We start from the raw sequence: 26,155 nt of genomic DNA, 5'->3' as shown, positions 1-26,155 counted from the left end.
ACATTGCCGATCGGTCCTTGAGGTCGGCGCCGCCCCTCATCCGCCCTTCGGGCACCTTCTCCCCGTGGACGGGGAGAAGGAAAAGGCGGCAGCTCAGGCTGCTTTGTCGCGGACCTGATAGTCCTTGATCGTTTCGAAACGGATCGCCTTCCAGCGCTCGGCTTCGTAGTTCAGCGAGAAGGCGTGCTGGGCGAGGAACACCGGGTCGTTGTCGAGGTCGCGGGCGATGTCGCCGCGATGTGCTTCGATGAAGCGCTGAACCTCGGCCTTGTCGTCGGCCGATATCCAGCGGCAGACGGAAAAGCGCGACATCTCGAATTCGACGGGCAGCGTGTATTCGAAGTTCAGCCGTTCCTTCAGCACATCGAGCTGCAGTGCGCCGACGACGCCGACGATGGCCGGTGAGCCATCCTCGGGCGAAAACAGCTGCACGACGCCTTCCTCGGCCATCTGGTGCAGCGCTTCCTTGAGTTTCTTCGCCTTCATGGCGTCGCCGAGGCGGACGCGGCGCAGGATTTCCGGGGCGAAGTTCGGCACGCCCCTGAACAGTATTTCCTCGCCTTCTGTCAGCGTGTCGCCGATGCGCAGCGTGCCGTGGTTGGGAATGCCGACGACGTCGCCGGCAAAGGCTTCGTCAGCGGTAACGCGGGTGCGGGCGAAGAAGAACTGCGGTGCCGACAGGCTCATCGGCTTTCCCGTGCGCACCAGCTTGGCCTTCATGCCGCGCTCGAGCTTGCCCGAGCAGACCCGCACGAAAGCGATGCGGTCGCGATGGTTGGGGTCCATGTTGGCCTGGATCTTGAAGACGAAGGAGGTCATCTTATCCTCGGTCGCCTCGACCTTGCGGGTGTCGGCCTCCTGCGCGCGCGGCGGCGGTCCATAGGCGCCAAGCGCCTCGATCAGGTCGCGCACGCCATAATTGCGCAGCGCCGAGCCGAAATAGACCGGTGTCAGATGACCCTCGCGGAAAGCGTCGATGTCGAGCGGGCGGCAGGCTTCGCGCGCCAGTTCCAGTTCCTCGATGAAGGCTTCGCGCTCGTTGTCGGGCAACAGCCCGGCGACGCGGTTGGAATCGGGGCCGTTGACCGGCGTGCGCTCCTTCTCGTCGTCGCCCTTGCGCACCGCGTTCAGCGCCAGGTGATAGGTGCCGGAGAAGGTCTTGCCGCGACCGATCGGCCAGGTGACGGGCGCGGTGTCGAGCGCCAGCTTCTGCTCTATCTCGTCAAGGATCTCGAACGGGTCGCGGCTCTCGCGGTCCATCTTGTTGACGAAGGTGATGATCGGGATGTCGCGCAGCCGGCAGACCTCGAACAGTTTCAGCGTGCGCGGCTCGATGCCCTTGGCGGCGTCGATGACCATGACGGCAGCGTCGACCGCCGACAGCGTGCGGTAGGTGTCGTCGGCGAAATCCTCGTGGCCGGGCGTGTCGAGCAGGTTGAAGACGTTGTCTTCGTACTCGAAGGTCATCACCGAAGTGACGACCGAGATGCCGCGCTCGCGCTCTATCTTCATCCAGTCGGACCGGGTCTGGATGCGATCCTTCTTGGCCTTGACCTCGCCGGCAAGCTGGATGGCGCCGCCGAACAGCAGCAGCTTTTCGGTGAGCGTGGTCTTGCCGGCGTCCGGGTGGGCGATGATCGCGAAGGTGCGGCGGCGCGACACTTCCTCTGGTATTGTTTCGGGCATTCTTTTGGGATTTCCGTGTGACAGGCCGGGCTTCTAGCAGCGCAGTGCCGGGCTGTCGACCGTTCCGGCGGCGCGGACGCCGCCGGGCCGCAGCCCGCTCAAGCCTACTCGGTCCGAGGGGCAGCCGGCATTTGCTGTCACGACGCATATTTCTCGCGGCTCGATGTTGGCAAGCACCCGCCAGCGTGGCACTTGGGTAAGCGTTGCCTGAGGACTACGATGCAGAGGTGAAAGCATGGCTGCGGCGAAACAAGTCATCGTTATCGGCGCCGGCATCATCGGCGCATCGATCGCCTGGCATCTCACCAAAGCAGGCGCCCGGGTGACGGTCATTGCCGACAGCGCCGCCGGCGGAGTGGCGACTCCGAATTCGTTTGCCTGGATCAACGCCAGTTGGGGCAATCCGGAACCGTATTTCCGGCTGCGCACCCGCGCCATGGCCGAATGGACAAGGCTGGCGAAGGACCTGCCCGGCGTGCCGCTCAGCTGGTGCGGCGGCCTGTGCTGGGATTTGTCGGCGGCCGACCTGGAAACCTATGCCGAAGAACATTCATCCTGGGGCTACGGCATCGAGCGCGTCGACCGCGCCGCAGCCGCGCGCATCGAGCCCAATCTGACCGAGCTTCCAGATTTCGCCCTGCATGTCGCCCAAGAGGGTGTCGCCGAACCCGTCGCAACCACGAAAGCGCTGCTGGCCGACGCGGAGCGGCATGGCGCGCGCATCCTCACCAGCACGGTCACGGCACTTGTCCAGAGCAATGGCCGCATTACCGGCGTCGACACATCGCATGGGCTGATTGCCGCCGACGAAGTGGTGATCGCGGCCGGCGTCGGCTCGCCGGACATTGCCGCGACGGCCGGCGTCAGCCTGCCGATCGAGACGCCGCCCGGCCTGATCGTCCATTCGCGGCCATACAGAAAACTGCTCAACGGGCTGGTGCTGGCCGAGCGGCTGCACATGCGCCAGACCGCGGAGGGCCGCATCATCGCCGGCTCTGATTTCGGCGGCGGCGACCCGGGCGTGGACGCTGAAGTCACAGCTCGTGAGTTGTTTGCAGTAATGAAGGCCATGCTGCGCGACAGCGACGGACTGGAACTGGATTTCCATACGGTCGGCTACCGGCCGACGCCGGTCGACGGCTTCCCGGTTATCGGCCGCGCCGGGGGCATGGACGGTCTCTATGTCGCCGTCACGCATTCGGGCATCACGCTGGCGCCGGCGGTCGGCCTGTTCGCCACGCGGGAAATTCTTGGCGGCGAGCGCGACCCGCTGCTGGCGCCTTACGGATTGGGTCGCTTCGCTCAGTAGCCAGGCGGCCGGTTGAAGCCGCCGGCCAACGCTGTCATTGCCCTGGCCACGCCCAGCAACCGCGATTCCGACCAGCGTTTGCCGACCAGTTGCAGGCCGATCGGCAGGCCGACGCCATCCTGTCCGCACGGCATCGAAAGGGCAGGATGGCCGCTATAGTTGAAGACGGCGCCATAGGCCGGTATCATCCAGTAATTTTGGCCCTGGCCGTCGACCTTGATCGGCGCACCGGGTTCGCAATGCGGGAAGGCCGTGGTCATGGCGACCGGACAAAGCAGCGCGTCATGGCTCTCGAAAAGAGCATCCCAGGCGAGGATGGACCGGTCGCGGCGGGCGAGTGCCCCGAACCAGCGCGAGACGGGTGTCGGCTCTTCCGGCGGCTCCGGCTGTGCGGCTTCCATCATCATGCCGATCAGCGCTCCACCCTGGGCAAGATCGTCGTGCAGATCGAGCCTGGGCAGCTTTGTTTCCTCGACGGTGGCGCCGTCCGATTGCAGCTGCCTTGCGAGATTTTCGACCGCTGCGCTAATGTCGCCGGCCACCGGGAAGCCGGGAAAGGTCGATGCAAAGGCGATGCGCACTGTCTGGAGGTCAAGCTTCGGCATGGCCTCAACCGGCACCGGCGCAAGATCGGTGTCACGCCCATCCGGCCCGGCGATGATTCGGTAGATCAACGACAGATCGTCCACGCTGCGCGCCAGCGGCCCGAGGCAGGACATCAGCCGCACGCTGCGCGCGGCGCCGGTCGGGTCCGGGAAAGCGCCCGCCAGCGAGACGCGGCGCTCCGTCGGCTTGAGCCCATAGACACCGCAGAAGGCGGCGGGCAGCCGGATCGAATCCTGCATGTCGGTGCCGACATCGAACGGCGTCATGCCAGCCGCCACCGCCGCTGCCGCGCCGCCGCTGGAGCCACCTGCGGTCCGCTCAAGGTTCCAGGGATTGCTGGTGCGGCCGAACAGCGGATTGTTCGACTGCCAGTCGGAAAGCATGGTCGCGACATTGGTCTTGGCGAAGAGATTGCCGCCGGCCGCCTTTAGCCTCGCAACGACCGGGCTGTCGTGGCTGGCGACGTAGTCGGCGAAAGGCGGGTATCCGACCGTGGTCTTCATGCCCGCCGTCTCGTGCGTGTCTTTCAGCGTGAAGGGAACGCCATGCAAAGGCCCGAGCGCCTCACCGCGCGCGACCGCCGCGTCGGCATTTCTTGCCCGCTCGCGCGCGCCTTCCCTGTCGAGCGAAATGACGGCGTTGACCGCTCCGTTGTGGCTATCGATCTGCGCGAGATGGGCGTCGAGTGCTTCGACGGCCGAAATCTTGCGCTTGGCGATGGCGGCGGCGAGATCGGCAATCGAGGAAAAGATGGCGTCCATGGCAAATGCTCCGGCTTGACCGCGCTCGCCCGGGTGAAGATGGCGGACAGCGGCATGACTTCAAGCGGAGTCGAGCATTCGAGGATCGGCAACGCTTGATCGAAATTGCGTTGCCGAGTCGATGAAGTCAGCGCTGTCCCGCGACGTTTCTCATTTGCAATCCGGAGAATCGCTACCCGACCAACGCCAGTTTCGCCGCTGCCGGCGCAAAGGGACGAATGGCGATCTCCCCTCGGGTCATGGTGACAAAGCTCGACGGCGGAACAGCCTGCCAATCGCCGCCGTCGCGGTCGAAAGGTTCGGAGACGATGCAGCGGCCGCCGCCCTTGCGGAACATGGACGTGTAGAGCGTCGGCGCGTGCGCGTCGGTGGCATAACGCACCGCATGCAGCGCCTGCCCGTCAGAGAAGGCGGCGGTGAGTTTCAGCGCCGGTTCAAGGCCGGCGCGGCGCGAGGCTTCGAGCACGCGGCTGGTCGCGCGCGACACCGCGCCTTGCGGGTCGCCGGCCAGTCCCTCATCAATCATCAGCAGGAAGAACAATTCGGAATCGGTGGTACCTTCGCGCTGGTCGAAGACGGCGTCGGATAAGGAATTCTCCAGCGCGCGGCGGATCTTTTCGAAGCCGCCGATCTGGCCGTTGTGCATGAACGACCAGGGACCCGAGATGAAGGGATGGCAGTTCATGCGGCTGGTGGCGCCGCCGGTCGAGGCCCGCACATGGGCGAGGAACAGGCCGGACTTGATCTGCCGGCACAGGCTCTTCAGATTGGGGTCCGACCAGGCCGGCAGGATGTCGCGATAGAGACCCGGTTCCGGCCGGTCGCCATACCAGGCAAGGCCGAAGCCGTCGCCATTGGTCGGCGACTTCGCTTCCTGGGCGCAGTGGCTCTGGGCGATCAGCGAGTGGCAGGGCGCCGTGAGGATGTCTTCGAGAAAGACCGCTTCACCGAGATAGGCCGCCCATCGGCACATCGCTTCCGTCGTCCTCTAGGCGCGATCGGGAAGAGCCGCGGGCTCCTTGGTCGCGTGTGTGCCCCTGTTGTGCGTCCGCTCGTAAAGCTGGCGGACGATTCGGCTGGCGGTAGTCTCGAACAGAAATGGCAAGAAAGCGTGAACGAGCGCGGCGCCCGCCGCCATCAGCAGACGCGAGGAGAACCAGGCGGCGAAGGCCATATGGCTGAAATAGGTTTCGCCGACCTTGGCCGGATGAGAGGTGAAAATGCTTGCTACCGGCATGCTGGTCCCCTTCAGCGCTTGAGTTCTTATGTTGAGTATCCTGGCACGCTTTGCTGGTTCATCGGTCCCAAAATGTCCTTGTATTTTGACATCTCATGGGACAAACATCCCACATGGCGCTCGAAATCGACGAAATCGACCGAAAATTGCTTGCCGAATTGCAACGCGACGGCACGTTGTCGGTCGACCAGCTGTCGGAACGGGTGGCCTTGTCGCGCAATGCCTGCTGGCGGCGCGTCAGGCGCCTGGAGGAGGATGGCGTCATCACCGGCCGCGTGGCGCTTGTCGATGCCGACAAGCTCGGGCTTGGCCTGTCGGTGTTCATCCTGATCCGCACATCGAACCATGATCCCGGCTGGTTGCAGAAATTCCGCGCGGCGATGACGGGCTTACCCGAGATCATCGGCGTCTACCGCATGTCCGGCGACCTCGACTATGTCTTGCGCGCCCGTGTCGCCGACGTGAAGGCTTATGACCGGCTATACCAGCGGCTGATCGCCAAGGTGGCGCTGTCCGACGTGTCCGCCTCCTTCGTCATGGAGGAGATCAAGGAGACGACGGTGGTTCCGATGGAAGTGCGCTGAGCTGCGCTCCGGCCATAGTGATGCCCGAAAGAAAGACGTTGATACTCTTGCACGCGAATTGACCGAATCGGCATTCGCGCCGATAGGATCGATTTTATGCGCGCAGCTCTCCAAACTCCCTCCGTCATCGGTCCGACTGTCGGCTTCGTCAGGTTGCCGCATGGTGAAGGACTACCGCTTCCCGCCTATGAAAGCACCGGCGCCGCCGGCATGGATCTGCGTGCGGCCGTGCCGGATGACCGGCCGCTGCTGATCCTGCCGGGAAAACGCGCCTTGGTGCCGACCGGGCTGATCCTGGAAATTCCCGAAGGCATGGAAGGCCAGGTCCGGCCTCGCTCCGGCCTTGCCTTCAAACACGGCCTCACCGTCCTCAATTCGCCTGGCACGGTCGACAGCGACTATCGCGGCGAGGTGAAGGTGCTCTTGATTAATCTCGGCGACGAGGATTTCGCCGTGACGCGCGGCATGCGCATCGCGCAGATCGTTTTCGCGCCAGTGACTCAAGTGGCCGTTGAAGAGCGTTCCCTGGCGGGCGGCACGGCGCGTGGCGCGGGCGGGTTCGGATCAACCGGCACCGCCTAATGTCCTTTCCTAAACTTGTTATTTTCGACTGCGACGGCATCCTCGTCGACACCGAGAACCTTGCCAACCGACGCCTCGCCGAATGGCTCGTTGCCGCCGGCTATCCGACAAGCTTCGAATATTGCCGCAAGAATTTTTCCGGCCGCAGCATGGTCTCGGTGCAGAAGGAGATCGAAGAGCAGACAGAGGTCAGGCTTGGCGCCGATTTCGTCGAGCGCTGGAATGCCGGCCTGCCTGATCTGTTCGCCCATGGCGTCGAGGCGATCCCCTATGTCCGGGAGTTTGTCGAGGCGGTGCGCGCGGCCGGCATCGCCTATTGCGTGGCCACATCGGCCAGGATCTCGAAGATGCATGTCACGCTTGGCCAGACCGGGCTCTTGCCACTGTTCGAACATGCGATGTTCAGCGCCACCATGGTCGGGCGCGGCAAACCGTTCCCGGACCTGTTCCTGCATGCGGCCAACACCCTGGGCTTTGCGCCTGCCGATTGCATCGTCATCGAAGACAGCGTCGCCGGCACGCAGGCAGGCATTGCCGCGGGCATGCGGGTGTTTTCCTATCACGGCGACCCCTATTCCGACCGCGACGGCCTGATCCAGGCCGGCGGCATCCTGTTCGACGACATGCGCGAACTTGCCGGATTGGTGCCGATCCACTGATTTATCCGATCTGACGGGCGGACCGGACGTGTTGGGGCGCTATGCTACGTTCCATGCGCCCGACACCCCGAGCCGTGATGTCAACGATCTCCGAGGCAGCGCGCGAGGCGTCGCCACACGACATTTCGGTCATCCGCCACTGGGACAGAAGACAGCACATTACGTCAAGGATTCCGACGCGTTCGAACATTTGTCAGCAGAGAACGCCAAACGCTTCTGAACCAACCGCATTCGTTTGCCCGGGCAAAGAGGGCAAGATAAAATCCGCTTCACCAAACAGCACGCGATGAGGGAACCACCATGGACAAGGGCAAGATTTTTCGCGACCTGCATGCCACGACCTTCGTCATGCCCAATCCTTGGGATGTCGGCACGACGAAGCTGCTTGGCTCCTTCGGTTTCAAGGCTTTGGCGACGACCAGCGCCGGCTTTGCGTTTTCGCGCGGCCTGCCGGATGGCGCCGTGACCTTCGATCAGATGATCCATCATTGCCGCGAGGTGACGGCGGCAACCAGCCTGCCGGTCTCGGCCGATCTCGAGAGAGGCAAGGGCGACAGCGCCGAGCAGGCCGCTGAAACCATCTTCGCGGCCGAAGCGGCCGGCCTTGCTGGCTGTTCGATCGAGGATCACACAGGCGATCCCGACAAGCCGATCTATGATTTTGCCCACGCGGTCGAGCGCGTCGCGGCGGCGGTGGAGGCGGCACGCGCGCTGAAGCGCGATTTCGTGTTCACGGCGCGCGCCGAGAACTTTTTGTGGGGCAAGTCCGACCTCGACGACACCATCAAGCGGCTGCAGGCCTTCGAGAAGGCCGGCGCCGATGTGCTCTACGCGCCAGGCATCGGCGACGTCGAGATGGTGCGGACCTTGTGCTCGGCGGTCAGCAAGCCGGTCAACGTCATGGCGAGGCCCGGCTTCACCACCGCCGATCTCGCCATGGCAGGGGCAAAACGCATTTCGCTCGGCCCGTGGCTGACCAATTTCGCTTATGGCATGCTGGAGACGGCGGCCCGCGAGATCCTGCAGGACGGCACGTTCGGCTTCACCCGCGCCGCCATGCCGTTCGGCAAGTTGCAGGCGCTGTTCGGCAAATCCTCGGACTGAAAAGAGCCGTCACATGACCCTTACCGTCGTCGACATGCATACGGGCGGCGAGCCGCTCAGGATCGTCACCGGCGGCTATCCGGAGATCCCGAAGGGCACCATCCTGGAAAAGCGCGCCTATGTGCGCGACCATCTCGATCATCTGCGCAAGCTGCTGATCTTCGAGCCGCGCGGCCACTACGACATGTATGGCGCCTTGCTGGTCGAACCCGACTTGCCCGGCGCCGACCTTGCCGTGCTGTTCATGCATAATGAAGGCTATTCGACCATGTGCGGCCACGCCATCGTCGCGCTCGGCCGCTATGCGATCGACGAAGGCCTGGTGGTGAAACAGGAGCCAATCACGACGGTCAACATCGAGGCGCCGTGCGGTTTGGTGGTAGCCTCGGTCGAAGTCCAGGACGGCAGGGCCGGCGCGGTGTCGTTCGAAAGCGTGCCGGCCTTCCTGTTTGCCCGTGACCAACGGATCGAATTGGCGGGCTATGGCGCGATCGGTTTCGACGTCGCCTATGGCGGCGCTTTCTACGCGCTGGCGGACTGCCACCAGTTCGGCCTTGAGTTCGGCCGCAACCGGGTGCGCGATTTCGTCGACGCGGCGACGGCTTTGACGGACAGGCTGGAAGCGGATTTCCGGCTGTCGCATCCCGACCACGCCGATCTTGCCTTTCTCTACGGCACCATTTTGACGGATGGAAAGGACGCCTTTTCCGGCGAGGTGACGAAAAACATCTGCGTCTTCGCCGAAGCCGAGGTCGACCGTTCGCCGACCGGCTCCGGCGTCACCGCCCGGCTGGCGGCCATGCACGTCAAGGGCCAGATTGCCATCGGGCAGACGCGCACTTTCGAGAGCATCGCCGGCTCGCGCTTTTCCGGAGCTGTGGCGAGGACGGCGCAGGCCGGTCCGCACGAGGCGATCATCGCGCGCGTCGGCGGCCGCGCCTATTATTCCGGGCGAACCGAATACATCGTGGAACCCGACGACGAGTTGGGACGCGGCTTCCTGTTGCGGTGAAGGAACCGCTCAGCCGCGGGACCGGGCCGTTTCCCTTGCCGAGATTGCCTTGTGCAGATGCACCATCATCGCGGCGGCGAAGAGCGGCGTCACAAGGTTGAGCAGCGGCACGGCAAGACAGGCCGATATGATCAGGCCGGCGACGAACACCGTGCCGGCATAGCGCCCGCGCAAGGCCCTGGCCTCTTCCTCGGGGCGGAAGCGCATGGCGGCGAATTCGAAGAACTCGCGGCCGAGCAGATAGCCGTTGACGACGAAGAACGCGGCGATGTTGATGCCTGGCACCAATAGAAGCAGCAAGGCGACGATGTTGCCCAGAATGACGACACCTAGGAATTTTATCGCCAGCACCAGCGAACGCAGCGCCGGCATGGCGCGCCCAACCGGATCGCGGGGATAGTCGGTGCGCTCGACCACCTCGGCGACATCGTCGAGGAACAGGCCGGCGACCGCGGCCGTCACCGGCGCAACGAGCAGCGCCATGCCGAAAGCAAGCGCTATTGCCGCAATGATGCCGCCGAGCCAGCCGGCCCAGGACGGCACGCCGGGCAACAGCGTGTGAAGCCATGGCAGGGCCAGCCACTCGACAAGGCTGGTCAGGCCGAACCACAGGGCAACCAGCGCCAGCAGGGTCAGGCCAAGCGTCTTGATGAACACGGCACGGAAGGGAGGCGAAAACAGTTCCAAGGCCGCAGTGCGGGCAGCGTCGAAAATCACCGTGCTTCACCCCAGGTAAGGCGGACACCGCCGGAAGGCGGACGCCTTCCGAGATAGGCAAGGCGGGTCGCGAGCACAAGCGCGTATGATTTTCTGGTTGATGCGATCGCGGATCGAAAACCGCTTCACACTTCCTGGAATTATTTCTACCGCGCGAAAGCCGGCTTGCGGACCGGTATGGTCATGGCCGCGACGCCGGCGACGACGAAGGCCATTCCAGCCCAGGCGGTTGGCCCCAGGCTTTCGCCGAGGAAGACGGCGCCGATGCCGACCCCGATCGGCACGCGCAGATAGGCCTGTGACGTCGTGCCGACCGAGCCCAGCGTATGGATGAGGCGGAAATAGATGACGAAAGCCAGCGCCGTCGAGAACACCGACAGACCCAGCAGGGCCAGGATCGACGCTGTCGAGGGGGTCAGCGTCCATGGCTGGTCGACCACCAGGCTGAGCGGCACCAGCATGACCGCGCCGCAGAGCATCGAGCCCGCAGCCGGCAGCATCGGATCAAGGCCCTTGAAGCCACGGCCGAAGATCGCGGCACCGGCGTAGCAGATTGTTGCCACGACGATGGCGACCTGCGCCCACAGCTCGTGACCGAGGCCGCCCAGCGCCTCGGTGCCGACGATGAGGCAGATGCCGGCAATGCCGGCGCCGACACCGATCAGCTTGCGCACCGTAACCGGCTCATGGCGGGTGATCAGCGCGGTCAGCAGGAAGGTGAAGATCGGCGAAGTCGCATTGAGGATGGTGGCGAGGCCGGCGTCGACCGAGCGCTCGGCGGCCGCGATGAGCGTGAAAGGGATCACGCTGTTGAGGCAGGCCTGGAAGGCAAAGCGACGCCACGTGGCCGCATCGCTCGGCATGGCGAGCCCGCGCCAGCGGATGATGGCGAACAGGATGCCGCCGGCAATCAAGGTGCGGGCGGCAATGAAGGTGACCGGCGGGATCGTTTGGACGCCGATCTTGATGAAGGTGTAGGAGGCGCCCCACAGCACCGCCAACAGGCCGAGCAACGCCAGGTCGGTTGTCGTATCGTTTTTTGCGGACATGGACTTGTCGCCTTCGGGGTGCAATCGGACTTGTTCTAGCCAACGCCGCGAAGAAGTGCTTCGGCCACGGTCGAATTGTCGTAGCGCCTGGCTGTTGACGCGCACCACGTGGACCCCAATTTGCAAGGACCACAGCTTTACGCCTTGTCGACAGGGAACGGTCATCGCCGCCACGCCGGCAACGACGGAAAATCGGTTGCCAATTTTCGGGGTCATGCTGTAGACCCGCGCGGGCGTGGCAAGAAGCCGGCTCGGTTTTTGGCGGAGACATTGATGCCGGATTATGACGTGCTTTGCATCGGCAATGCCATTGTCGACATCATCGCCCAATGCGAGGAGGAATTCCTCGAGACCAACGGCATCATCAAGGGCGCGATGAACCTCATCGACACCCACCGCGCCGAGCTGCTCTACAGCCGCATGGGCCCGGCGATCGAGGCCTCCGGCGGCAGCGCCGGCAACACGGCGGCCGGCGTTGCCAGCTTCGGCGGCCGAGCCGCCTTCTTCGGCAAGGTTTCCAATGACGCGCTGGGCGAAATCTATGCGCACGACATCCATGCGCAGGGCGTCGCCTTCGACACCAAGCCGCTCGAGGGCGAGCCGCCGACGGCGCGCTCGATGATCTTCGTCACCCCCGACGGCGAACGCTCGATGAACACCTATCTCGGAGCCTGCGTCGAGCTCGGGCCCGAAGATGTCGAGGCCGACAAGGCTTCGGGCGCCAAGGTCACCTATTTCGAGGGCTATCTGTGGGATCCGCCGCGCGCCAAGGAAGCGATCCGGCAGACGGCGAGACTGGCGCACGCGGCGGGCCGTGAAGTGTCGATGACGCTGTCCGATTCGTTCTGCGTCGACCGCTACCGCGACGAGTTCCTCGAATTGATGCGCTCGGGCACCGTCGACATCGTCTTTGCCAATAGTCACGAAATCAAGTCGCTCTACCAGACAACGTCCTTCGACGCGGCGCTGGCGCAAATCCGCAAGGACTGCAGGATCGCGGCCGTGACGCGGTCTGAAAAAGGCTCGGTCATCGTGCGCGGCGACGAGACCGTGGTGATCCGGGCGACCGCCATCAGGGAGTTGGTCGACACAACTGGCGCCGGCGATCTCTATGCCGCCGGTTTCCTGCATGGCTACACGCAAGGCCGCGACCTCAAGACTTGCGGTGATCTCGGCTCGCTCGCGGCCGGATTGGTGATCCAGCAGATCGGCCCAAGGCCAAGGCAGAATCTGCGCCGCGAGGCGGAACAGGCTGGGTTGCTGTAGGAATGGCTCTTCCTTCCGGGAGGAGGAAAAGCAACCGCTCTCACCGTCGCGCGGTTGTCACATATCGCACCTACACGAACTTGCGAGCGTCCCGTGCCTGACATTTCGGGACGTCCGCAGCCAGTTGGGGTCTCAAAGATGCAAGACATCAGGCTGTCGGGCGCGATTCGTTGCCGCCGCGATCTCCGTTTTCCACACTAGAAATTCAGCAACCGGCCGTGGCTTTGGGGAGGAGCACGCGGCCAGAAGACAGATGCATGAACAAATCTCAGACAAACGGTCTCGGACAGGACGACTTCGCGGAGATGGTCGCGGAGGACGTCGAACGGGCGCTGGCCCATTATGACGAGGCGATAAACCGATCCACAGTGGTCTCGGTCGGCAAGATCGCCGGCAGCATAGCGTCGGCCGTCACCTTGCTGTCGCCGAAACTTCAGCGCGCCATCGACACCATCCATGCCGACCTTCCCGGCCTTGCCCAGAAGTTCGTGCGCGCGCTGGCGGCGGAAGCCGCGCGCCGCAGCGAAGCCGGCACCGCCGGAACCACAAACCTGCCGAGGGGCTTGTTGGCCGATGAAGCACCTCCTCCCCAGTCCGACGACCTCGAATCGATGCTGATCGAGGACTGGGCCGGGCGTGTCGCCGGTTCGACCTATCTGGAGGAAAACCTGCGCATCGCCCGCTCGACCCTGCACCGCTGGCAGCGGCGGGGCGACGTCATCGCCCTGCGCAAGGGCGGCCGCAAACACGTCTTCCCGCTGGCGCAGTTCGTCGACGGCAGGCCGGTGGCGGGCATAAGCGACGTGCTGTCCCTTATCGGCAATCCCAGGCTGGCCTGGCTGTGGCTGACGCGCCCGGCGACGCAGCTCGACGGCCGCATTCCGATCGACCTGCTGCGGCAGGATCAAGTCGAGGAGGTTGTCGAGGCAGCGCGGGTGTTTACGGCGGGGTGAGCGTTTCTCAAGTCCCCGCCGTATAAGCCGCGATCGCCGCCATGTTGACGATGTCTGAGTCCTTGGCGTTCAGGGACACGATCTGGACCGGTTTGTTCAGGCCGACCAGCAGCGGACCGATCACCGTCGAGCCGCCGAGTTCCTGCAGCATCTTGGTCGAGATCGAGGCGGAGTGGAAGGCAGGCATGATCAGCACATTGGCCGGGCCGGTCAGCCTCATGAACGGGTATTGCGCCATGGCGCGGGCGTTCAGCGCGACATCGGCGGCCATCTCGCCGTCATACTCGAAATCGACGCGGCGCCTGTCGAGGATGCGCACCGCTTCCTGGATACGCTCGGAACGCTCTCCCTGCGGATGGCCGAAGGTGGAATAGGCAAGCATGGCCAGCCGCGGCTCATAGCCCATGCGGCGGGCAAAGCCAGCCGCTTCCTCGGCGATATCGGCGATCTGCTCGGCGTTGGGCATGTCATGCACGGCTGTATCGGCGACGATCACCGTCCTGCCGCGCGCCAGCACGATCGACACGCCGATGACACGATGGCCGGGCTTGGCATCGATGACGCGGCGCACGTCGTCGAGCGCGGTGGAATAGTTGCGGGTCACGCCGGTGACGATGCCGTCGGCATCGCCCAGCGCCACCATGCAGGCGGCGAAGTGGTTGCGGTCGTTGTTGATCAGCCGCTGGCAGTCGCGGAACAGGAAACCTTTGCGCTGCATGCGCTCGTAGAGATAGTCGGTGTAGATCGAATTGCGGCGCGACAGCCGGGCATTGATGATCTCGAGGCCCTGCTTGTTGAGGTCGATGCCGGCGTTCCTGGCGTTCTCCTTGATAACATCGTCGCGGCCAAGCAGGATGGCGGTGCCGAGCCTCTGGTTCACATAGGAGACGGCGGCGCGCATCACCTGCTCCTCCTCGCCCTCGGCGAAGACGATGCGCTTGGGCTGGCGGCGCACGCGGTCGTAGATGCGCTGCAGGGTCGAAGCGATCGGATCGCGGCGGGCGGACAACTCCTGCGCGTAACGGTCGAGGTCGAGGATCGGCTTGCGGGCGACTCCGGACTCCATCGCCGCCTTGGCCACGGCAATCGGAATGGCCGAGATCAGGCGCGGATCGAACGGCACCGGAATGATGTAGTTGGGGCCGAATTTCGGCCGGTTGCCCTGATAGGCAGCGGCGACGTCGTCCGGCACGTCCTGGCGCGCCAGTTCGGCGAGCGCGCGGGCCGCGGCGATCTTCATGTCGTCATTGATGGTGGTGGCCCGCACATCCAGTGCGCCGCGGAAGATATAGGGGAAGCCGAGCACGTTGTTGACCTGGTTCGGATAGTCCGAACGCCCGGTGGCCATGATGGCGTCGGTGCGGATCTCGGCCACTTCTTCCGGCGTGATCTCGGGGTCCGGATTGGCCATGGCGAAGATGACCGGGTTCTTGGCCATCGACTGCACCATGGCTGTGGTCAGCGCGCCCTTGGCCGACAGACCGAGGAAGACGTCGGCACCGTCGAGCGCTTCGGCCAGGCTGCGGGCCTCGGTTTTGACCGCATGCGCCGACTTCCACTGGTTCATGCCTTCGGTGCGGCCCTGGAAGACGACGCCCTTGGTGTCGCAAAGGATGATGTTATCCGGCGCGAAGCCCATCGCCTTCATCAGCTCGATGCAGGCGATGCCGGCCGCACCCGCGCCATTGCACACCAGCCTGGTGGTCTTCATGTCGCGGCCGGTGATTTCCAGCGCGTTGATGAGGCCGGCGGCCGAGATGATGGCGGTGCCGTGCTGGTCGTCGTGGAAGACCGGGATGTCCATCAGTTCGCGCAGGCGCTGCTCGATGATGAAGCATTCCGGCGCCTTGATGTCTTCCAGGTTGATGCCACCGAAGGAGGGGCCGAGGAGGCGCACGCAGTTGACGAACTCGTCGGCATCCTCGGTGTCGACCTCGAGATCGATGGAATCGACGTCGGCGAAGCGCTTGAACAGCACCGCCTTGCCTTCCATCACCGGCTTCGACGCCAGCGCGCCGAGATTGCCGAGGCCGAGGATGGCGGTGCCGTTGGAGATGACGGCGACCATATTGCCGCGTGTCGTGTAGTCGAAGGCGCGGCTGGGGTCCTCGGCGATGGCGCGCACCGGCACGGCGACACCCGGCGAATAGGCGAGGCTGAGATCGCGCTGCGTCGTCATCGGCTTGGTGGCGACGATCTCGAGCTTGCCGGGCCGGCCCATGGCATGGAATTCGAGCGCTTCCTGCGCGCTGACGGACGGACCGTTGTTCTCGGTTTTCCTGGCCATGATGCTTTTGATTTCCTCGCCGGTGCAGCACCTCCTTGAAGCGGGTGCTTGTGTGGTTCCGAATTAAGACCACGCGCCGGCTCGTGTAAACCGCCAAGCTCGGCAAAGCTGCTTCAAGGCGTGCAAGGCTGGTCACGACCGTTCTTGTGTCGTCCTGAACGCCGCGATCTCAGGGCATGCTGGCGCAGGGTTGCCCAGTGCGTAGGGTTCCGGCCCCGGGGAACAGCCATTGGGAATATGGCGGATTCGCTGCTGCCCGGCCGTTGCCTCAGAGCCGACCGATAGGCAACGCAGTCTTCCCCTGCTTTTCGAAGCCCCGGCATTAAACCCGGCCATCACATCTGCTAGCGTGCCGCGCCATGAACATGCATAGCCCGAACGAGCCCGACGCCCCCGAGGTGATGACGCCGCCGCAGCCCGGCGCCGCTGTCACGCCGATGATGGAGCAGTTCATCGAGATCAAGGCGGCGAACCCGGATTCACTGCTGTTCTATCGCATGGGCGATTTCTACGAGCTGTTCTTCGACGATGCCGAGAAAGCGAGCCGGGCGCTGGGCATCGTGTTGACCAAGCGCGGCAAGCACCAGGGCCACGACATACCGATGTGCGGCGTGCCGGTGCATGCCGCCGACGATTATCTGCAGAAGCTGATCGGCCAGGGTTTTCGCGTCGCCGTCTGCGAACAGATCGAGGATCCGGCCGAAGCCAAGAAGCGCGGCTCCAAATCGGTGGTGCGCCGCGACGTGGTGCGGCTGGTGACGCCGGGCACGATCACCGAGGACAAATTGCTGGCGCCTTCGGAATCAAGCTTCCTGATGGCGCTCGGACGGGTGAAGGGCGGCGCGGATCCAAGAGGCGGAGAGCGCGGTAGCACGACAGCGAACCAAGGAAGCTTCGCCTTGGCCTGGATCGACATCTCGACCGGCGCCTTCCGCGTCGCCGAGACCACCGCCGACCGTCTGCTCGCCGACATCTTCCGTGTCGATCCGCGCGAGCTGATCGTCGCCGAGCCGGTGTTCCACGATCCCGAGCTGAAGCCCGTGTTCGACCTGCTCGGCCGGGTCGCCAACCCGCAGCCGCCGTCGCTGTTCGATTCGGCCTCCGCCACCGGCCGCATCGCACGCTTCTTCGACGTGGCGACACCGGACAGTTTCGGCACGTTTTCGCGGGCCGAATTGTCGGCGATCTCGGGCACCATCGCCTATGTCGAGAAGACGCAGAAAGCTGAGCGCCCGCCATTGTCGCGGCCCGAGCGCGAGGAACAGGGCTCGACCCTGTTCATCGATCCTGCGACGCGCGGCAATCTGGAGCTTTTACGCACGCTGTCGGGGAGCCGCGAAGGTTCCCTGTTCAAGGCGATCGACCGCACGGTGACTGGTGGTGGCGCGAGGCTGCTCGCAGACCGGCTGATGGCGCCGCTGACCGACCCGGCGGCGATCGTCGCACGGCTGGATTCGGTGTCGTTCTTCCGGTCCGAAACGCGGCTTTGCCAAGCGGTTAGGGCGAGCCTGAAGAGCGTCGCCGACATGCCGCGCGCCCTGTCAAGGCTGGCGCTCAATCGTGGCGGGCCGCGCGACCTCGGCGCATTGCGCGCCGGCTTCCAGGCGGCCGGCGCGATCGCCGAAATCTTTGCCGCCACCGTCCTGCCCCAGGAATTGGCGGCGGTGCTGGCTGCCATCAAGGCACTCCCCGAAGCGCTTGCCCGGCATCTGACGCAGGCGCTCGGCGAGGAGCTGCCGCTCCTGAAACGCGACGGAGGTTTCGTTCGCGGCGGCTACCATGCCGAACTCGACGAGATGCGGGCGCTGCGCGACGAGTCCCGCAAGGTGATCGCCGGGCTGGAGCGCTCGCTGATTGACGAGACCGGCATCCGCTCGCTGAAAATCCGGCACAACAATGTGCTGGGCTACTACATCGAGGTGACGGCCAACCATCATGCCGTCATGACCGGCAGCGATGGCGCCAAAGCGCGCTTCATTCACCGGCAGACGATGGCCAACGCCATGCGCTTCACCACGACGGAACTCGCCGAACTCGAGACCAAGATCGCCAATGCCGCCGACCGGGCGCTGAGCATCGAACTTGCGACCTTCGACGCGCTGACGGCGGAAGCCGTCGCCGAAGCCGAGGCGATCCGCGCCGGCGCCGACGCGCTCGCCGTGCTCGACGTGTCGGCGGCACTGGCGCTGCTTTCGGAAAGCGAGGCCTGGTCCCGGCCCGTGGTGGACTCCAGCCTTGCCTTCGAGATTTCAGGCGGCCGGCATCCGGTGGTCGAACAGGCGTTGCGCCGTTCGGGCGAAGGCCCGTTCGTCGCCAATGATTGCGACCTCTCGCCCGAGGGGAGTGCCAAGAACGGCGCGATCTGGCTGCTGACCGGCCCGAACATGGGTGGTAAGTCGACGTTCCTGCGGCAGAACGCGCTGATCGCGATCCTGGCCCAGACCGGTTCCTTCGTGCCGGCGGCATCGGCCCATATCGGTGTCGTCGACCGGCTGTTCTCGCGCGTCGGCGCTTCGGACGATCTGGCGCGCGGCCGTTCGACCTTCATGGTCGAGATGGTCGAGACGGCGGCGATCCTCAACCAGGCCGGCGAGCGGGCATTGGTGATCCTCGACGAGATCGGTCGCGGCACCGCCACTTTCGACGGCCTGTCGATCGCCTGGGCGGCGGTGGAATACCTTCACGAGAAGAACCGCTGCCGGGCAATCTTCGCCACCCATTTCCATGAGATGACGTCGCTCGCCGGCAAGCTGGCGCGGCTTCAAAACGTCACCATGCGGGTCAAGGAGTGGGAAGGCGACGTCGTCTTCCTGCACGAGGTCGGCAAGGGTGCGGCCGATCGCTCCTACGGCGTGCAGGTAGCGCGGCTCGCCGGCCTGCCGGAAGCGGTGGTCGACCGGGCCAAGCAAGTGCTGCACCAGTTGGAGGAAGGCGAGGTCTCCGGCAAGACCAACCGGCTGGTCGACGACCTGCCGCTGTTTTCGGTGGCGGTGAAACGCGAAGCATCGAAGCCGGTGAAGAGCGACGCGCTGGGCGAGGCCCTTGGAACCATCAACCCGGACGAGATGACGCCCCGCGAGGCGCTGGAGGCGCTTTACCGGCTGAAGGGGCTGGCGGGAAAATAGTCAGATCATCTCCAGCCCGCGCTTGCGGGTCGGCGGCGGAAAGGCGCGGTCGAGATCGGCGATATCCTCGCTCGTGAGCTCGATGTCGAGCGCCGCGAAATTCTGGCGGACATGCTCCTGGCTGCTTGCCTTGGGGATGGCGATGACGCCCTCCTGGTGCATCACCCAGGCCAAGGCGATCTGTGCGGCGGTCGCGTTGTGGCGGGCGGCGACCGTGTCGAGCCTGGCATTGCGCGCCAGTGCGCCCTGCTCCACCGGCGAATAGGCCATCAGGGGAATGCCGCGCTCGCGGCTCCACGGTGCCAGATCGAACTCGAGGCCGCGCCGCGAGAGGTTGTAGAGAACCTGGTTGGTCTGGACCCCATCGCCTGTCGGCAGACCGACCAATTCCTCCATCTCGTCGGTATCGAAATTGCTGACGCCCCAATGGCGGATCTTGCCGGCCTTCTTCAAAGCCTCGAAGGCTTCGACCGTCTCCGCCAACGGTACGCTGCCCGGCCAATGCAGCAAATAGAGATCGATATGGTCGGTGCGCAGGCGCCTCAGGCTGTTCTCGCAGGCGCGCTGCACGCCCGCGCGCGACGCGTTCGACGGCAGCACTTTCGAGACCAGGAAAACTTCGGCGCGGTGCCCGGCAATGGCCTCGGCCACCACCGCCTCGGCGCCGCCGCTGGCATACATTTCGGCGGTGTCGATCAGCGTGACGCCGAGATCGAAGCCCAGCTTGAGGGCATTCACCTCCTCAGCGCGACGGCGCGAATCCTCGCCCATCTTCCAAGTGCCCTGGCCGAGAACGGGTATGGCTTCGCCGGAAGGCAGCGTGGTGGTTCTGACGCTCGATGGCATGACGACCTCCAGTTGAGGGCCAGGATCGCATCACAGGCCGGGCGAGAAATCCAGAGCGTTCTCGCCATAGCCCCACGATGCCCGAAGGCCTACTTCACCGGACGGGCGGCGAGCCAGTGCTGCATCTGCTTGATCTCGGCTTCCTGCGCGGCAATGACCGCTTCGGCGAGTTTGCGGATCTCCGGGTCCTTGCCGTTGGCAAGCTCGACCTTGGCCATGTCGATCGCACCCTGGTGATGCGGGATCATGCCACGGACGAAATCGACATCGGCATTGCCGGTGTATTGCGACGCCATCATGCCGGCATGCATCTTGTCCATCGCGGCCTTGTAGCCCTCGGTCGAAGGGCTGGCGGCATCGGTCGCCATGCCGGCCATGTCGTGTTTCATCTCTTCACTGCTCGCCGGAACGCTTTCGAGGAAGACGGCAAGCAGCATTCCGGCCGCCATCAGCAAAAGCACCAGTTTCTTGGCCAACGTCATTCATGGTCTCCTGTTGAGTGAGTTTCGTATTTGGGGCTTTGGGTCAGAGTTTCAACGTTCTCAGCCGCAATGCGTTGGCGATGACCGAGACGGAGGACAGGCTCATCGCCGCCGCCGCCAGCATCGGCGACAAAAGCGTGCCGGTGAGCGGATAGAGCACGCCGGCCGCGACTGGGACGCCAAGCAAATTGTAGAGGAAGGCGAAGAACAGGTTCTGCCGGATGTTGCCGATGGTCTCCCGCGCCAGCGTGCGGGCGCGGACGATGCCGTTGAGGTCGCCCTTGACCAGGGTGATGCCAGCGCTTTCGACCGCGACATCGGCGCCGGTGCCCATGGCGATGCCGACATCGGCGGCGGCAAGGGCTGGAGCGTCGTTGACGCCGTCGCCTGCCATGGCCACGCCGGCGCCCCTGCCGCGCAGTTCGTCGACGAGGGCCGCTTTCTGTTCCGGCAACAGGCCGGCGCGAACCTCGTCGATGCCGAGGCTCCTGGCGATCGCCCTGGCCGTGCGTTCATTGTCGCCGGTGGCCATGATAATCCTCAGCCCGCTGTCATGCAGGGCCTTGATCGCTTCGGCGCTGGTCGCCTTGACCGGATCGGCGACGGCGACGATGCCGGCGAGATTGCCGCCAACGGCGACGAACATCACCGTCTTGCCATCGCCCTGCAGCGCTTCCGCGCTGGCCGAGACGGCGGAAACGGCGACGCTGAGGTCGCGCATCATCGCGGCGTTGCCGAGCGCGACAGCCTTGCCCGACACGGTACCGGAAACGCCCTTGCCCGTGACCGCCTCGAAGCCTGTGGCGCTGGTGACGGCAACACCGCGCGCCGCCGCGCCTTCCACGATAGCCTCGGCCAACGGATGTTCGGACCCCTTCTCCAGGCTCGCGGCGAGACCCAAAAGGTCATCCTCGGAAAAGCCATTGGCGGCCACGACGTCGGTCAGTTTCGGCCGGCCCTCGGTCAGCGTGCCGGTCTTGTCGACGATCAGCGTGTCGACGGAGGCAAAGCGTTCGAGCGCTGCGGCTTCCTTGATCAGCACGCCGGCCTGCGCTCCGCGCCCGGTAGCGGTCATGATCGACATCGGCGTGGCGAGGCCGAGCGCACAAGGACAGGCGATGATCAGCACCGAGACCGCCGAGACAATGGCGAAGATCAGGCTGGGCTCGGGGCCGAAGAGCGCCCAGGCGATGAACGCGGCGATCGCGACGAGGACAACGGCCGGGACGAAGTAGAAGGAAACGCGGTCGGCTAATCCTTGTATCGGCGCGCGCGAGCGCTGTGCCTTGACGACGAGCTCGACGATGCGCGCGAGCGTGGTCTCGGCGCCGATCCGTTCGGCGCGCATGATCAGCGAGCCTTGTCTGTTGAGCGTGCCGCCGGTGAGGGCATCGCCCTCGGCCTTTTCGACCGGCAACGGCTCGCCCGTGATCATGGATTCGTCGATGGAAGAGCGGCCTTCCAGCACGGTGCCATCGACCGGCACGGCATCGCCGGGACGGATGCGCAGGCGATCGCCGGCCTTGACGCTGTCCAGTGGCACATCGGTCTCGGAACCGTCCCCGGCGATATGCCGCGCGGTCTTCGGCGCGAGATCAAGCAGGGCGCGGATCGCCGATCCGGTCTTCTCGCGGGCGCGCAGTTCCAGCACCTGGCCGAGGAAGACCAGCGCGACAATCACGGCGGCGGCCTCGAAATAGACCGGCACCGCACCGCCATGGCCGCGGAACTGATGCGGAAAGATGTCGGGGAAAAGCGTGGCGACGACGCTGTAGAGATAGGCAGCGCCTACGCCGAGCGAAATCAGCGTCCACATGTTCGGGCTGCGGTTGAGGATCGACTCCCAGCCACGATGGAAGAAGGGAAAGGCGGCCCAAAGCACCACCGGGCTTGCCAGGACCAGTTCGATCCAGACCTTTGTGCGATCCGCGACCAGGCGTTCGAGCGACAGGCCGGCCATTGGCGCCATGGCGATGATCAGAAGCGGGACCGACAGGGCCGCGCTCGCCCAGAACCGCCTGGTGAAATCGATCAGCTCGGGATTTGGCCCCTCATCGCCTGATGGTACCCCCATTGGCTCCAGCGCCATGCCGCAGATCGGGCAGGAGCCGGGCTTGTCGCGGATGATCTCGGGATGCATCGGGCACGTGTATTGCGTGCCCTTGGGCGCAAGCGGCGGCTCCGGTCTCTCGCCGAGATAGGTCTGCGGTACGGCTTCGAACTTCGCCTTGCAGCCGGCGGAACAGAAATAGAAACCCTGGCCTTCATGGCGGACAAAGTGCCTGGCGCTGGCGCGGTCGACGCTCATGCCGCAGACGGGGTCGATGGCCGTCAGGTATTGTTCCGCTCCGGTCTGGAATTTCGTACGGCAGCGCTCGCTGCAGAAATGATAGAGATGGCCACCATGTTCTGATGTCGGCTTGCCGGCGGCCGGATCCACGGTCATGCCACAGACCGGATCGCGCAGGACGGCACCCGCATCCACGGCCGCGCCTTTCGGCGCGCAACAGCTGCCATGCGCGCCATGTGTGTGGTGATCGCCGTGATGATCATGGTCTGAATGCGTCATCGAAAATGCCTCTATGCCTCTGCCTCGGAGCCGAGGTAGTGCTTCCAGTAACTGGAAGGTCAAGGGCTTTTTGATTTTTCGTATTTCGGGTCCGACCGGCGGTTCACCCAGAAAAAGCCGACATTTCTTGGCGCAGCGTGTGCTAATACAGGCGGGTCCTTCCAACCATGACCCCGATCCCGTCGACAATGAAATGCCTGGTCATCAATCTTGATCGGTCTCCTGACCGGCTTGCCCACATCACGGCCGAGTTTGCCCGCATCGGCATCACCTTCGAGCGAATAGCCGGAACCGATGCCCGCGAGCACCCGGACCTGGTGCTTCAGCGATGGATCGCCGACTTCTGCAGATTCCGGCGACCTATTGTCGTGCCCCTCGATCCGATCGACGCAACGGACTAAGCCGCTTTCCGGGCTCTCGGCCGGCCCCATACCCAGCGCCGCGAAAACGCGCTATAGACGCCGCCCAAAAGGCAAGGCCGACCGGTACCTATGGCGAAAATCTCCCTGAAGCTCGATGAACTGATCGACGGCGACGCCTTGCGCCGCGAGATGACCGCCCTGACGACGGCCACGGCCGGCGACGGCTCCGGACCGGCCGTCCGCGCCGGCGTTCTCCAGCTTCTCAAGGGTCGGCTCGCCGAAGGCCGCAGAACAGCCGAGGCCATGCTGAGGCAGGATGGCGGCGGCAATGCCTGCGCCGAGCGCTTGTCGCACCTGATGGATGAGCTGATCCGGGCGCTCTACGATTTCGCGGCGACCCATGTCTACCGTGTGAAGAACCGGTCGGCGGCCGAACGCATGGCCGTCGTCGCCGTCGGCGGCTATGGCCGCGGCACGCTGGCGCCGGGATCCGACATCGACCTGTTGTTCCTGCTGCCCTACAAGCAGACGCCCTGGGGCGAACAGACCGTCGAATACATGCTCTACATGCTGTGGGATCTCGGGCTGAAGGTCGGCCATGCCACCCGCAACATCGACGAGTGCCTGAGGCTTTCGCGCACCGACATCACCATCCGCACCTCGATCCTGGAAGCGCGCTTCCTGTGGGGCGAACGCAAGCTCTACGACGAACTGATGCTGCGCTTCGACCACGAGTTGGTGCGCACGACCGGCCCGGAATATGTGCAGGCCAAACTCGCCGAGCGGGACGAGCGCCATGCCAAGGCCGGCGAAAGCCGCTATCTGGTCGAGCCCAACGTCAAGGACGGCAAGGGCGGCCTGCGCGACCTGCAGACGCTGTTCTGGATCGGCAAGTATTTCTACCGCGTGCGCACCGGCGAGGAACTGGTCGAGAAAGGCGTCTTCACCGAAGCTGAGTACCGTGAGTTCCACAAGGCCGAGGATTTCCTGTGGGCGGTGCGCTGCCACATGCATTTCCTCACCGGCAAGGCCGAGGAACGGCTGCATTTCGACGTCCAGCGCGAGATCGCCGAGCGGCTCGGCTACACCACCCATCCCGGCCTGTCGGCGGTCGAGCGCTTCATGAAGCACTACTTCCTCGTCGCCAAGGATGTCGGTGACCTGACCCGCATCTTCTGCGCCGCGCTCGAGGAAGAGCAGGCCAAGCATGTGCCTGGCTTCAACCGCATCTTCCTCACCTTCCAGCGCCGCAAGCGCAAGCTCGCCGGCACCTCGGACTTCATCGTCGACAACCACCGCATCAACATCGCCGACGACACCGTGTTCGAGCGCGATCCGGTCAATCTGCTCAGGCTGTTCTGGTTCGCCGACAAGCACGGGCTGGAATTCCACCCCGATGCGCTGAAACTGCTGACCCGCTCGCTCGGCCTGGTCAACAAGTCGCTCAGGCGCGATGAGGAAGCCAACCGGCTGTTCCTCGACATATTGACGTCGGACCGCAATGCCGAACTCAACCTGCGGCGCATGAACGAGGCGGGGCTGCTGGGCAGGCTGATCCCCGACTTCGGCAAGATCGTCGCCATGATGCAGTTCTCGATGTACCACCACTACACGGTCGACGAGCACCTGATCCGCTGCATCGGCGTGCTTGCCGAGATCGAACGCGGCGACGGCGAGAAGGTGCATCCGCTATCGCATTCGCTGATGCCGGGGCTGAAGAAGAGCCGCGAAGCGCTCTATGTCGCCGTGCTGCTGCATGACATCGCCAAAGGCAGGCCGGAAGATCACTCCGAGGCCGGCGCCAGGATCGCGCGGCGCATCTGCCCGCATATGGGGCTGTCGCCGGCCGACACCGAAACGGTCGCCTGGCTGGTCGAGAATCATCTCGCCATGTCGATGACGGCGCAGACTCGCGATCTCAACGACCGCAAGACCATCGAGGATTTCGCCTCGATCGTGCAATCGGTCGAGCGGTTGAAGCTGCTTTTGATCCTCACCGTCTGCGACATCAGGGGCGTCGGACCAGGCGTCTGGAACGGCTGGAAGGGACAGTTGCTGCGCACGCTCTATTTTGAGACCGAACTGCTCCTGACCGGCGGCTTTTCGGAAGTGTCGCGCGCCGAGCGCACGACGGCGGCGCGCGAGCGGCTGGCCGAGGCGTTGGCCGGCTGGCCGGCGAAGGAGCGCAAGCGCTATGTCGCCCAGCATTACGAAAACTACCTTTTGACCGTCGACCTGCCGGACCAGCTTCGCCACGCGGAATTCGTTCGCGAGGCGGACGCCGCTGGCAAGAAGCTCGCCACCATGGTCAAGACACATGAATTCGAGGCGGTGACCGAGATCACGGTGCTGGCGCAGGACCATCCGCGCCTGCTTTCGGTGATCGCAGGCGCTTGTGCCGCCGCCGGCGGCAATATCGTCGACGCGCAGATATTCACCACTTCCGACGGGCGCGCGCTGGACTCGATCCTGATCTCGAGGGAGTTCGACCTTGACGAGGACGAGCGCCGGCGCGCCGAGCGCGTCGGCCGGCTGATCGAGGACGTGCTGTCAGGCAAGAGCTGGCTGCCGGAGATGATCGAGAAGCGGACGAAGCCGAAGCGCGGCGCCAAGGTGTTCAAGATCCCGCCGCGCGCCGAAATCCGCAACGCGCTGTCGAACCGTTTTTCGGTCGTCGAGGTCGAAGGACTCGACCGCCCGGGCCTGCTGTCGGAGATCACCGGGACGCTGTCCAACCTGTCGCTCGACATCGCATCGGCGCATATCACCACTTTCGGCGAGAAGGTCATTGACACTTTCTATGTCACCGACCTCACCGGCCAGAAGATCGACAGCCCGGCCCGCATCGCCACCATCCGCAACCGGCTGATGGCGACGCTCGAAGGCACTGCGCCCGAACGCGGCGGCAAGGCCAAGGCGGCCGCCGAGTGACTGCCATCATCATCTTGTCCCAATCCCA

At 64.7% G+C, this 26,155-nt stretch carries 20 protein-coding genes and 1 pseudogene; 11 read left to right on the top strand and 10 right to left on the bottom strand.

What is annotated here, in order from left to right; genetic code table 11:
• Nucleotides 1-93 precede the first annotated feature (93 nt).
• Nucleotides 94-1,686: a peptide chain release factor 3 gene (locus tag FJW03_RS27190; protein WP_140766754.1), complete on the bottom strand. Its 1,593-nt coding sequence runs from the start codon at nt 1,684-1,686 to the stop codon at nt 94-96.
• Nucleotides 1,687-1,921: 235 nt separating this feature from the next.
• On the opposite strand from FJW03_RS27190, the gene FJW03_RS27185 reads away from it, so the two are divergent.
• Nucleotides 1,922-2,995, top strand: a complete 1,074-nt coding sequence (locus FJW03_RS27185) for an NAD(P)/FAD-dependent oxidoreductase (protein ID WP_140766753.1) — start codon at nt 1,922-1,924, stop codon at nt 2,993-2,995.
• On the opposite strand, the gene FJW03_RS27180 is transcribed toward FJW03_RS27185, so the two are convergent.
• From FJW03_RS27180 to FJW03_RS27170, 3 genes are all read right to left on the bottom strand, one after another.
• Nucleotides 2,989-4,362 (bottom strand): amidase, encoded by a 1,374-nt coding sequence (locus FJW03_RS27180; protein ID WP_140766752.1) that lies wholly within the window; start codon nt 4,360-4,362, stop codon nt 2,989-2,991. The genes FJW03_RS27185 and FJW03_RS27180 overlap by 7 nt on opposite strands.
• Nucleotides 4,363-4,534: 172 nt before the next feature.
• A complete protein-coding gene (locus FJW03_RS27175; protein ID WP_140766751.1) occupies nt 4,535-5,335 on the bottom strand; it encodes a class II glutamine amidotransferase in 801 nt (266 codons plus the stop codon).
• A gap of 15 nt (nt 5,336-5,350) precedes the next feature.
• Nucleotides 5,351-5,599, bottom strand: a complete 249-nt coding sequence (locus FJW03_RS27170) for a DUF6356 family protein (RefSeq protein ID WP_140766750.1) — start codon at nt 5,597-5,599, stop codon at nt 5,351-5,353.
• 113 nt (nt 5,600-5,712) lie between these two features.
• Here FJW03_RS27170 and FJW03_RS27165 point away from each other — a divergent pair, with 113 nt between their 5' ends.
• From FJW03_RS27165 to FJW03_RS27145, 5 genes are all read left to right on the top strand, one after another.
• The gene (locus FJW03_RS27165; protein WP_140766749.1) at nt 5,713-6,183 is read left to right on the top strand and encodes an Lrp/AsnC family transcriptional regulator; all 471 of its coding nucleotides are present in this window, start codon (nt 5,713-5,715) and stop codon (nt 6,181-6,183) included.
• A gap of 96 nt (nt 6,184-6,279) precedes the next feature.
• Nucleotides 6,280-6,765: a dUTP diphosphatase gene (gene dut, locus FJW03_RS27160; RefSeq protein ID WP_140766748.1), complete on the top strand. Its 486-nt coding sequence runs from the start codon at nt 6,280-6,282 to the stop codon at nt 6,763-6,765.
• Nucleotides 6,765-7,424 (top strand): HAD family hydrolase, encoded by a 660-nt coding sequence (locus FJW03_RS27155; protein ID WP_140766747.1) that lies wholly within the window; start codon nt 6,765-6,767, stop codon nt 7,422-7,424. Before dut ends, FJW03_RS27155 begins: the two co-directional genes overlap by 1 nt.
• A 300-nt stretch (nt 7,425-7,724) precedes the next feature.
• Complete coding sequence (locus FJW03_RS27150; protein WP_140766746.1) at nt 7,725-8,528, top strand: isocitrate lyase/PEP mutase family protein; 804 nt, start codon at nt 7,725-7,727, stop codon at nt 8,526-8,528.
• A gap of 13 nt (nt 8,529-8,541) precedes the next feature.
• Nucleotides 8,542-9,540 (top strand): proline racemase family protein, encoded by a 999-nt coding sequence (locus tag FJW03_RS27145; protein WP_140766745.1) that lies wholly within the window; start codon nt 8,542-8,544, stop codon nt 9,538-9,540.
• 9 nt (nt 9,541-9,549) lie between these two features.
• On the opposite strand, the gene FJW03_RS27140 is transcribed toward FJW03_RS27145, so the two are convergent.
• Nucleotides 9,550-10,257: a sulfate transporter family protein gene (locus tag FJW03_RS27140; protein ID WP_140766744.1), complete on the bottom strand. Its 708-nt coding sequence runs from the start codon at nt 10,255-10,257 to the stop codon at nt 9,550-9,552.
• Nucleotides 10,258-10,403: 146 nt separating this feature from the next.
• Nucleotides 10,404-11,306, bottom strand: a complete 903-nt coding sequence (locus tag FJW03_RS27135) for a DMT family transporter (protein ID WP_140766743.1) — start codon at nt 11,304-11,306, stop codon at nt 10,404-10,406.
• Between the two features lie 273 nt (nt 11,307-11,579).
• Here FJW03_RS27135 and FJW03_RS27130 point away from each other — a divergent pair, with 273 nt between their 5' ends.
• Both FJW03_RS27130 and FJW03_RS27125 read left to right on the top strand, forming a co-directional pair.
• Nucleotides 11,580-12,572 (top strand): adenosine kinase, encoded by a 993-nt coding sequence (locus FJW03_RS27130; RefSeq protein WP_140766742.1) that lies wholly within the window; start codon nt 11,580-11,582, stop codon nt 12,570-12,572.
• 257 nt (nt 12,573-12,829) lie between these two features.
• Nucleotides 12,830-13,525, top strand: coding sequence for an antitoxin Xre/MbcA/ParS toxin-binding domain-containing protein (locus FJW03_RS27125; RefSeq protein WP_140766741.1), 696 nt, complete (start codon nt 12,830-12,832; stop codon nt 13,523-13,525).
• Nucleotides 13,526-13,532: 7 nt separating this feature from the next.
• On the opposite strand, the gene FJW03_RS27120 is transcribed toward FJW03_RS27125, so the two are convergent.
• Nucleotides 13,533-15,812 (bottom strand): NADP-dependent malic enzyme, encoded by a 2,280-nt coding sequence (locus FJW03_RS27120; protein WP_140766740.1) that lies wholly within the window; start codon nt 15,810-15,812, stop codon nt 13,533-13,535.
• A 359-nt stretch (nt 15,813-16,171) separates the two neighbouring features.
• Between FJW03_RS27120 and mutS the strand changes: the two genes are divergently transcribed.
• Nucleotides 16,172-18,937, top strand: coding sequence for a DNA mismatch repair protein MutS (gene mutS, locus FJW03_RS27115; protein ID WP_140766739.1), 2,766 nt, complete (start codon nt 16,172-16,174; stop codon nt 18,935-18,937).
• On the opposite strand, the gene FJW03_RS27110 is transcribed toward mutS, so the two are convergent.
• The 3 genes from FJW03_RS27110 to FJW03_RS27100 form a co-directional block, all read right to left on the bottom strand.
• Nucleotides 18,938-19,783, bottom strand: coding sequence for an aldo/keto reductase (locus tag FJW03_RS27110; protein WP_140766738.1), 846 nt, complete (start codon nt 19,781-19,783; stop codon nt 18,938-18,940).
• Between the two features lie 89 nt (nt 19,784-19,872).
• Nucleotides 19,873-20,265 (bottom strand): DUF305 domain-containing protein, encoded by a 393-nt coding sequence (locus FJW03_RS27105; RefSeq protein ID WP_140766737.1) that lies wholly within the window; start codon nt 20,263-20,265, stop codon nt 19,873-19,875.
• A gap of 43 nt (nt 20,266-20,308) precedes the next feature.
• Nucleotides 20,309-22,834 carry a heavy metal translocating P-type ATPase gene (locus FJW03_RS27100; protein ID WP_140766736.1) on the bottom strand — a complete coding sequence of 842 codons (2,526 nt, stop codon included), beginning with the start codon at nt 22,832-22,834 and terminating at the stop codon, nt 20,309-20,311.
• Between the two features lie 188 nt (nt 22,835-23,022).
• Between FJW03_RS27100 and FJW03_RS27095 the strand changes: the two are divergent.
• Nucleotides 23,023-23,160: pseudogene (locus FJW03_RS27095) on the top strand (glycosyltransferase family 25 protein); the annotation flags it as partial.
• 165 nt (nt 23,161-23,325) lie between these two features.
• Nucleotides 23,326-26,127: a [protein-PII] uridylyltransferase gene (locus FJW03_RS27090; RefSeq protein WP_140766735.1), complete on the top strand. Its 2,802-nt coding sequence runs from the start codon at nt 23,326-23,328 to the stop codon at nt 26,125-26,127.
• Nucleotides 26,128-26,155: the final 28 nt, after the last annotated feature.

The sequence above is a fragment of the Mesorhizobium sp. B4-1-4 genome (assembly GCF_006439395.2).
Taxonomy (GTDB): domain Bacteria; phylum Pseudomonadota; class Alphaproteobacteria; order Rhizobiales; family Rhizobiaceae; genus Mesorhizobium.
The sequence above is the reverse complement of the archived record's forward strand: the minus strand, read 5'-3'. Positions and strand labels throughout refer to the sequence as shown.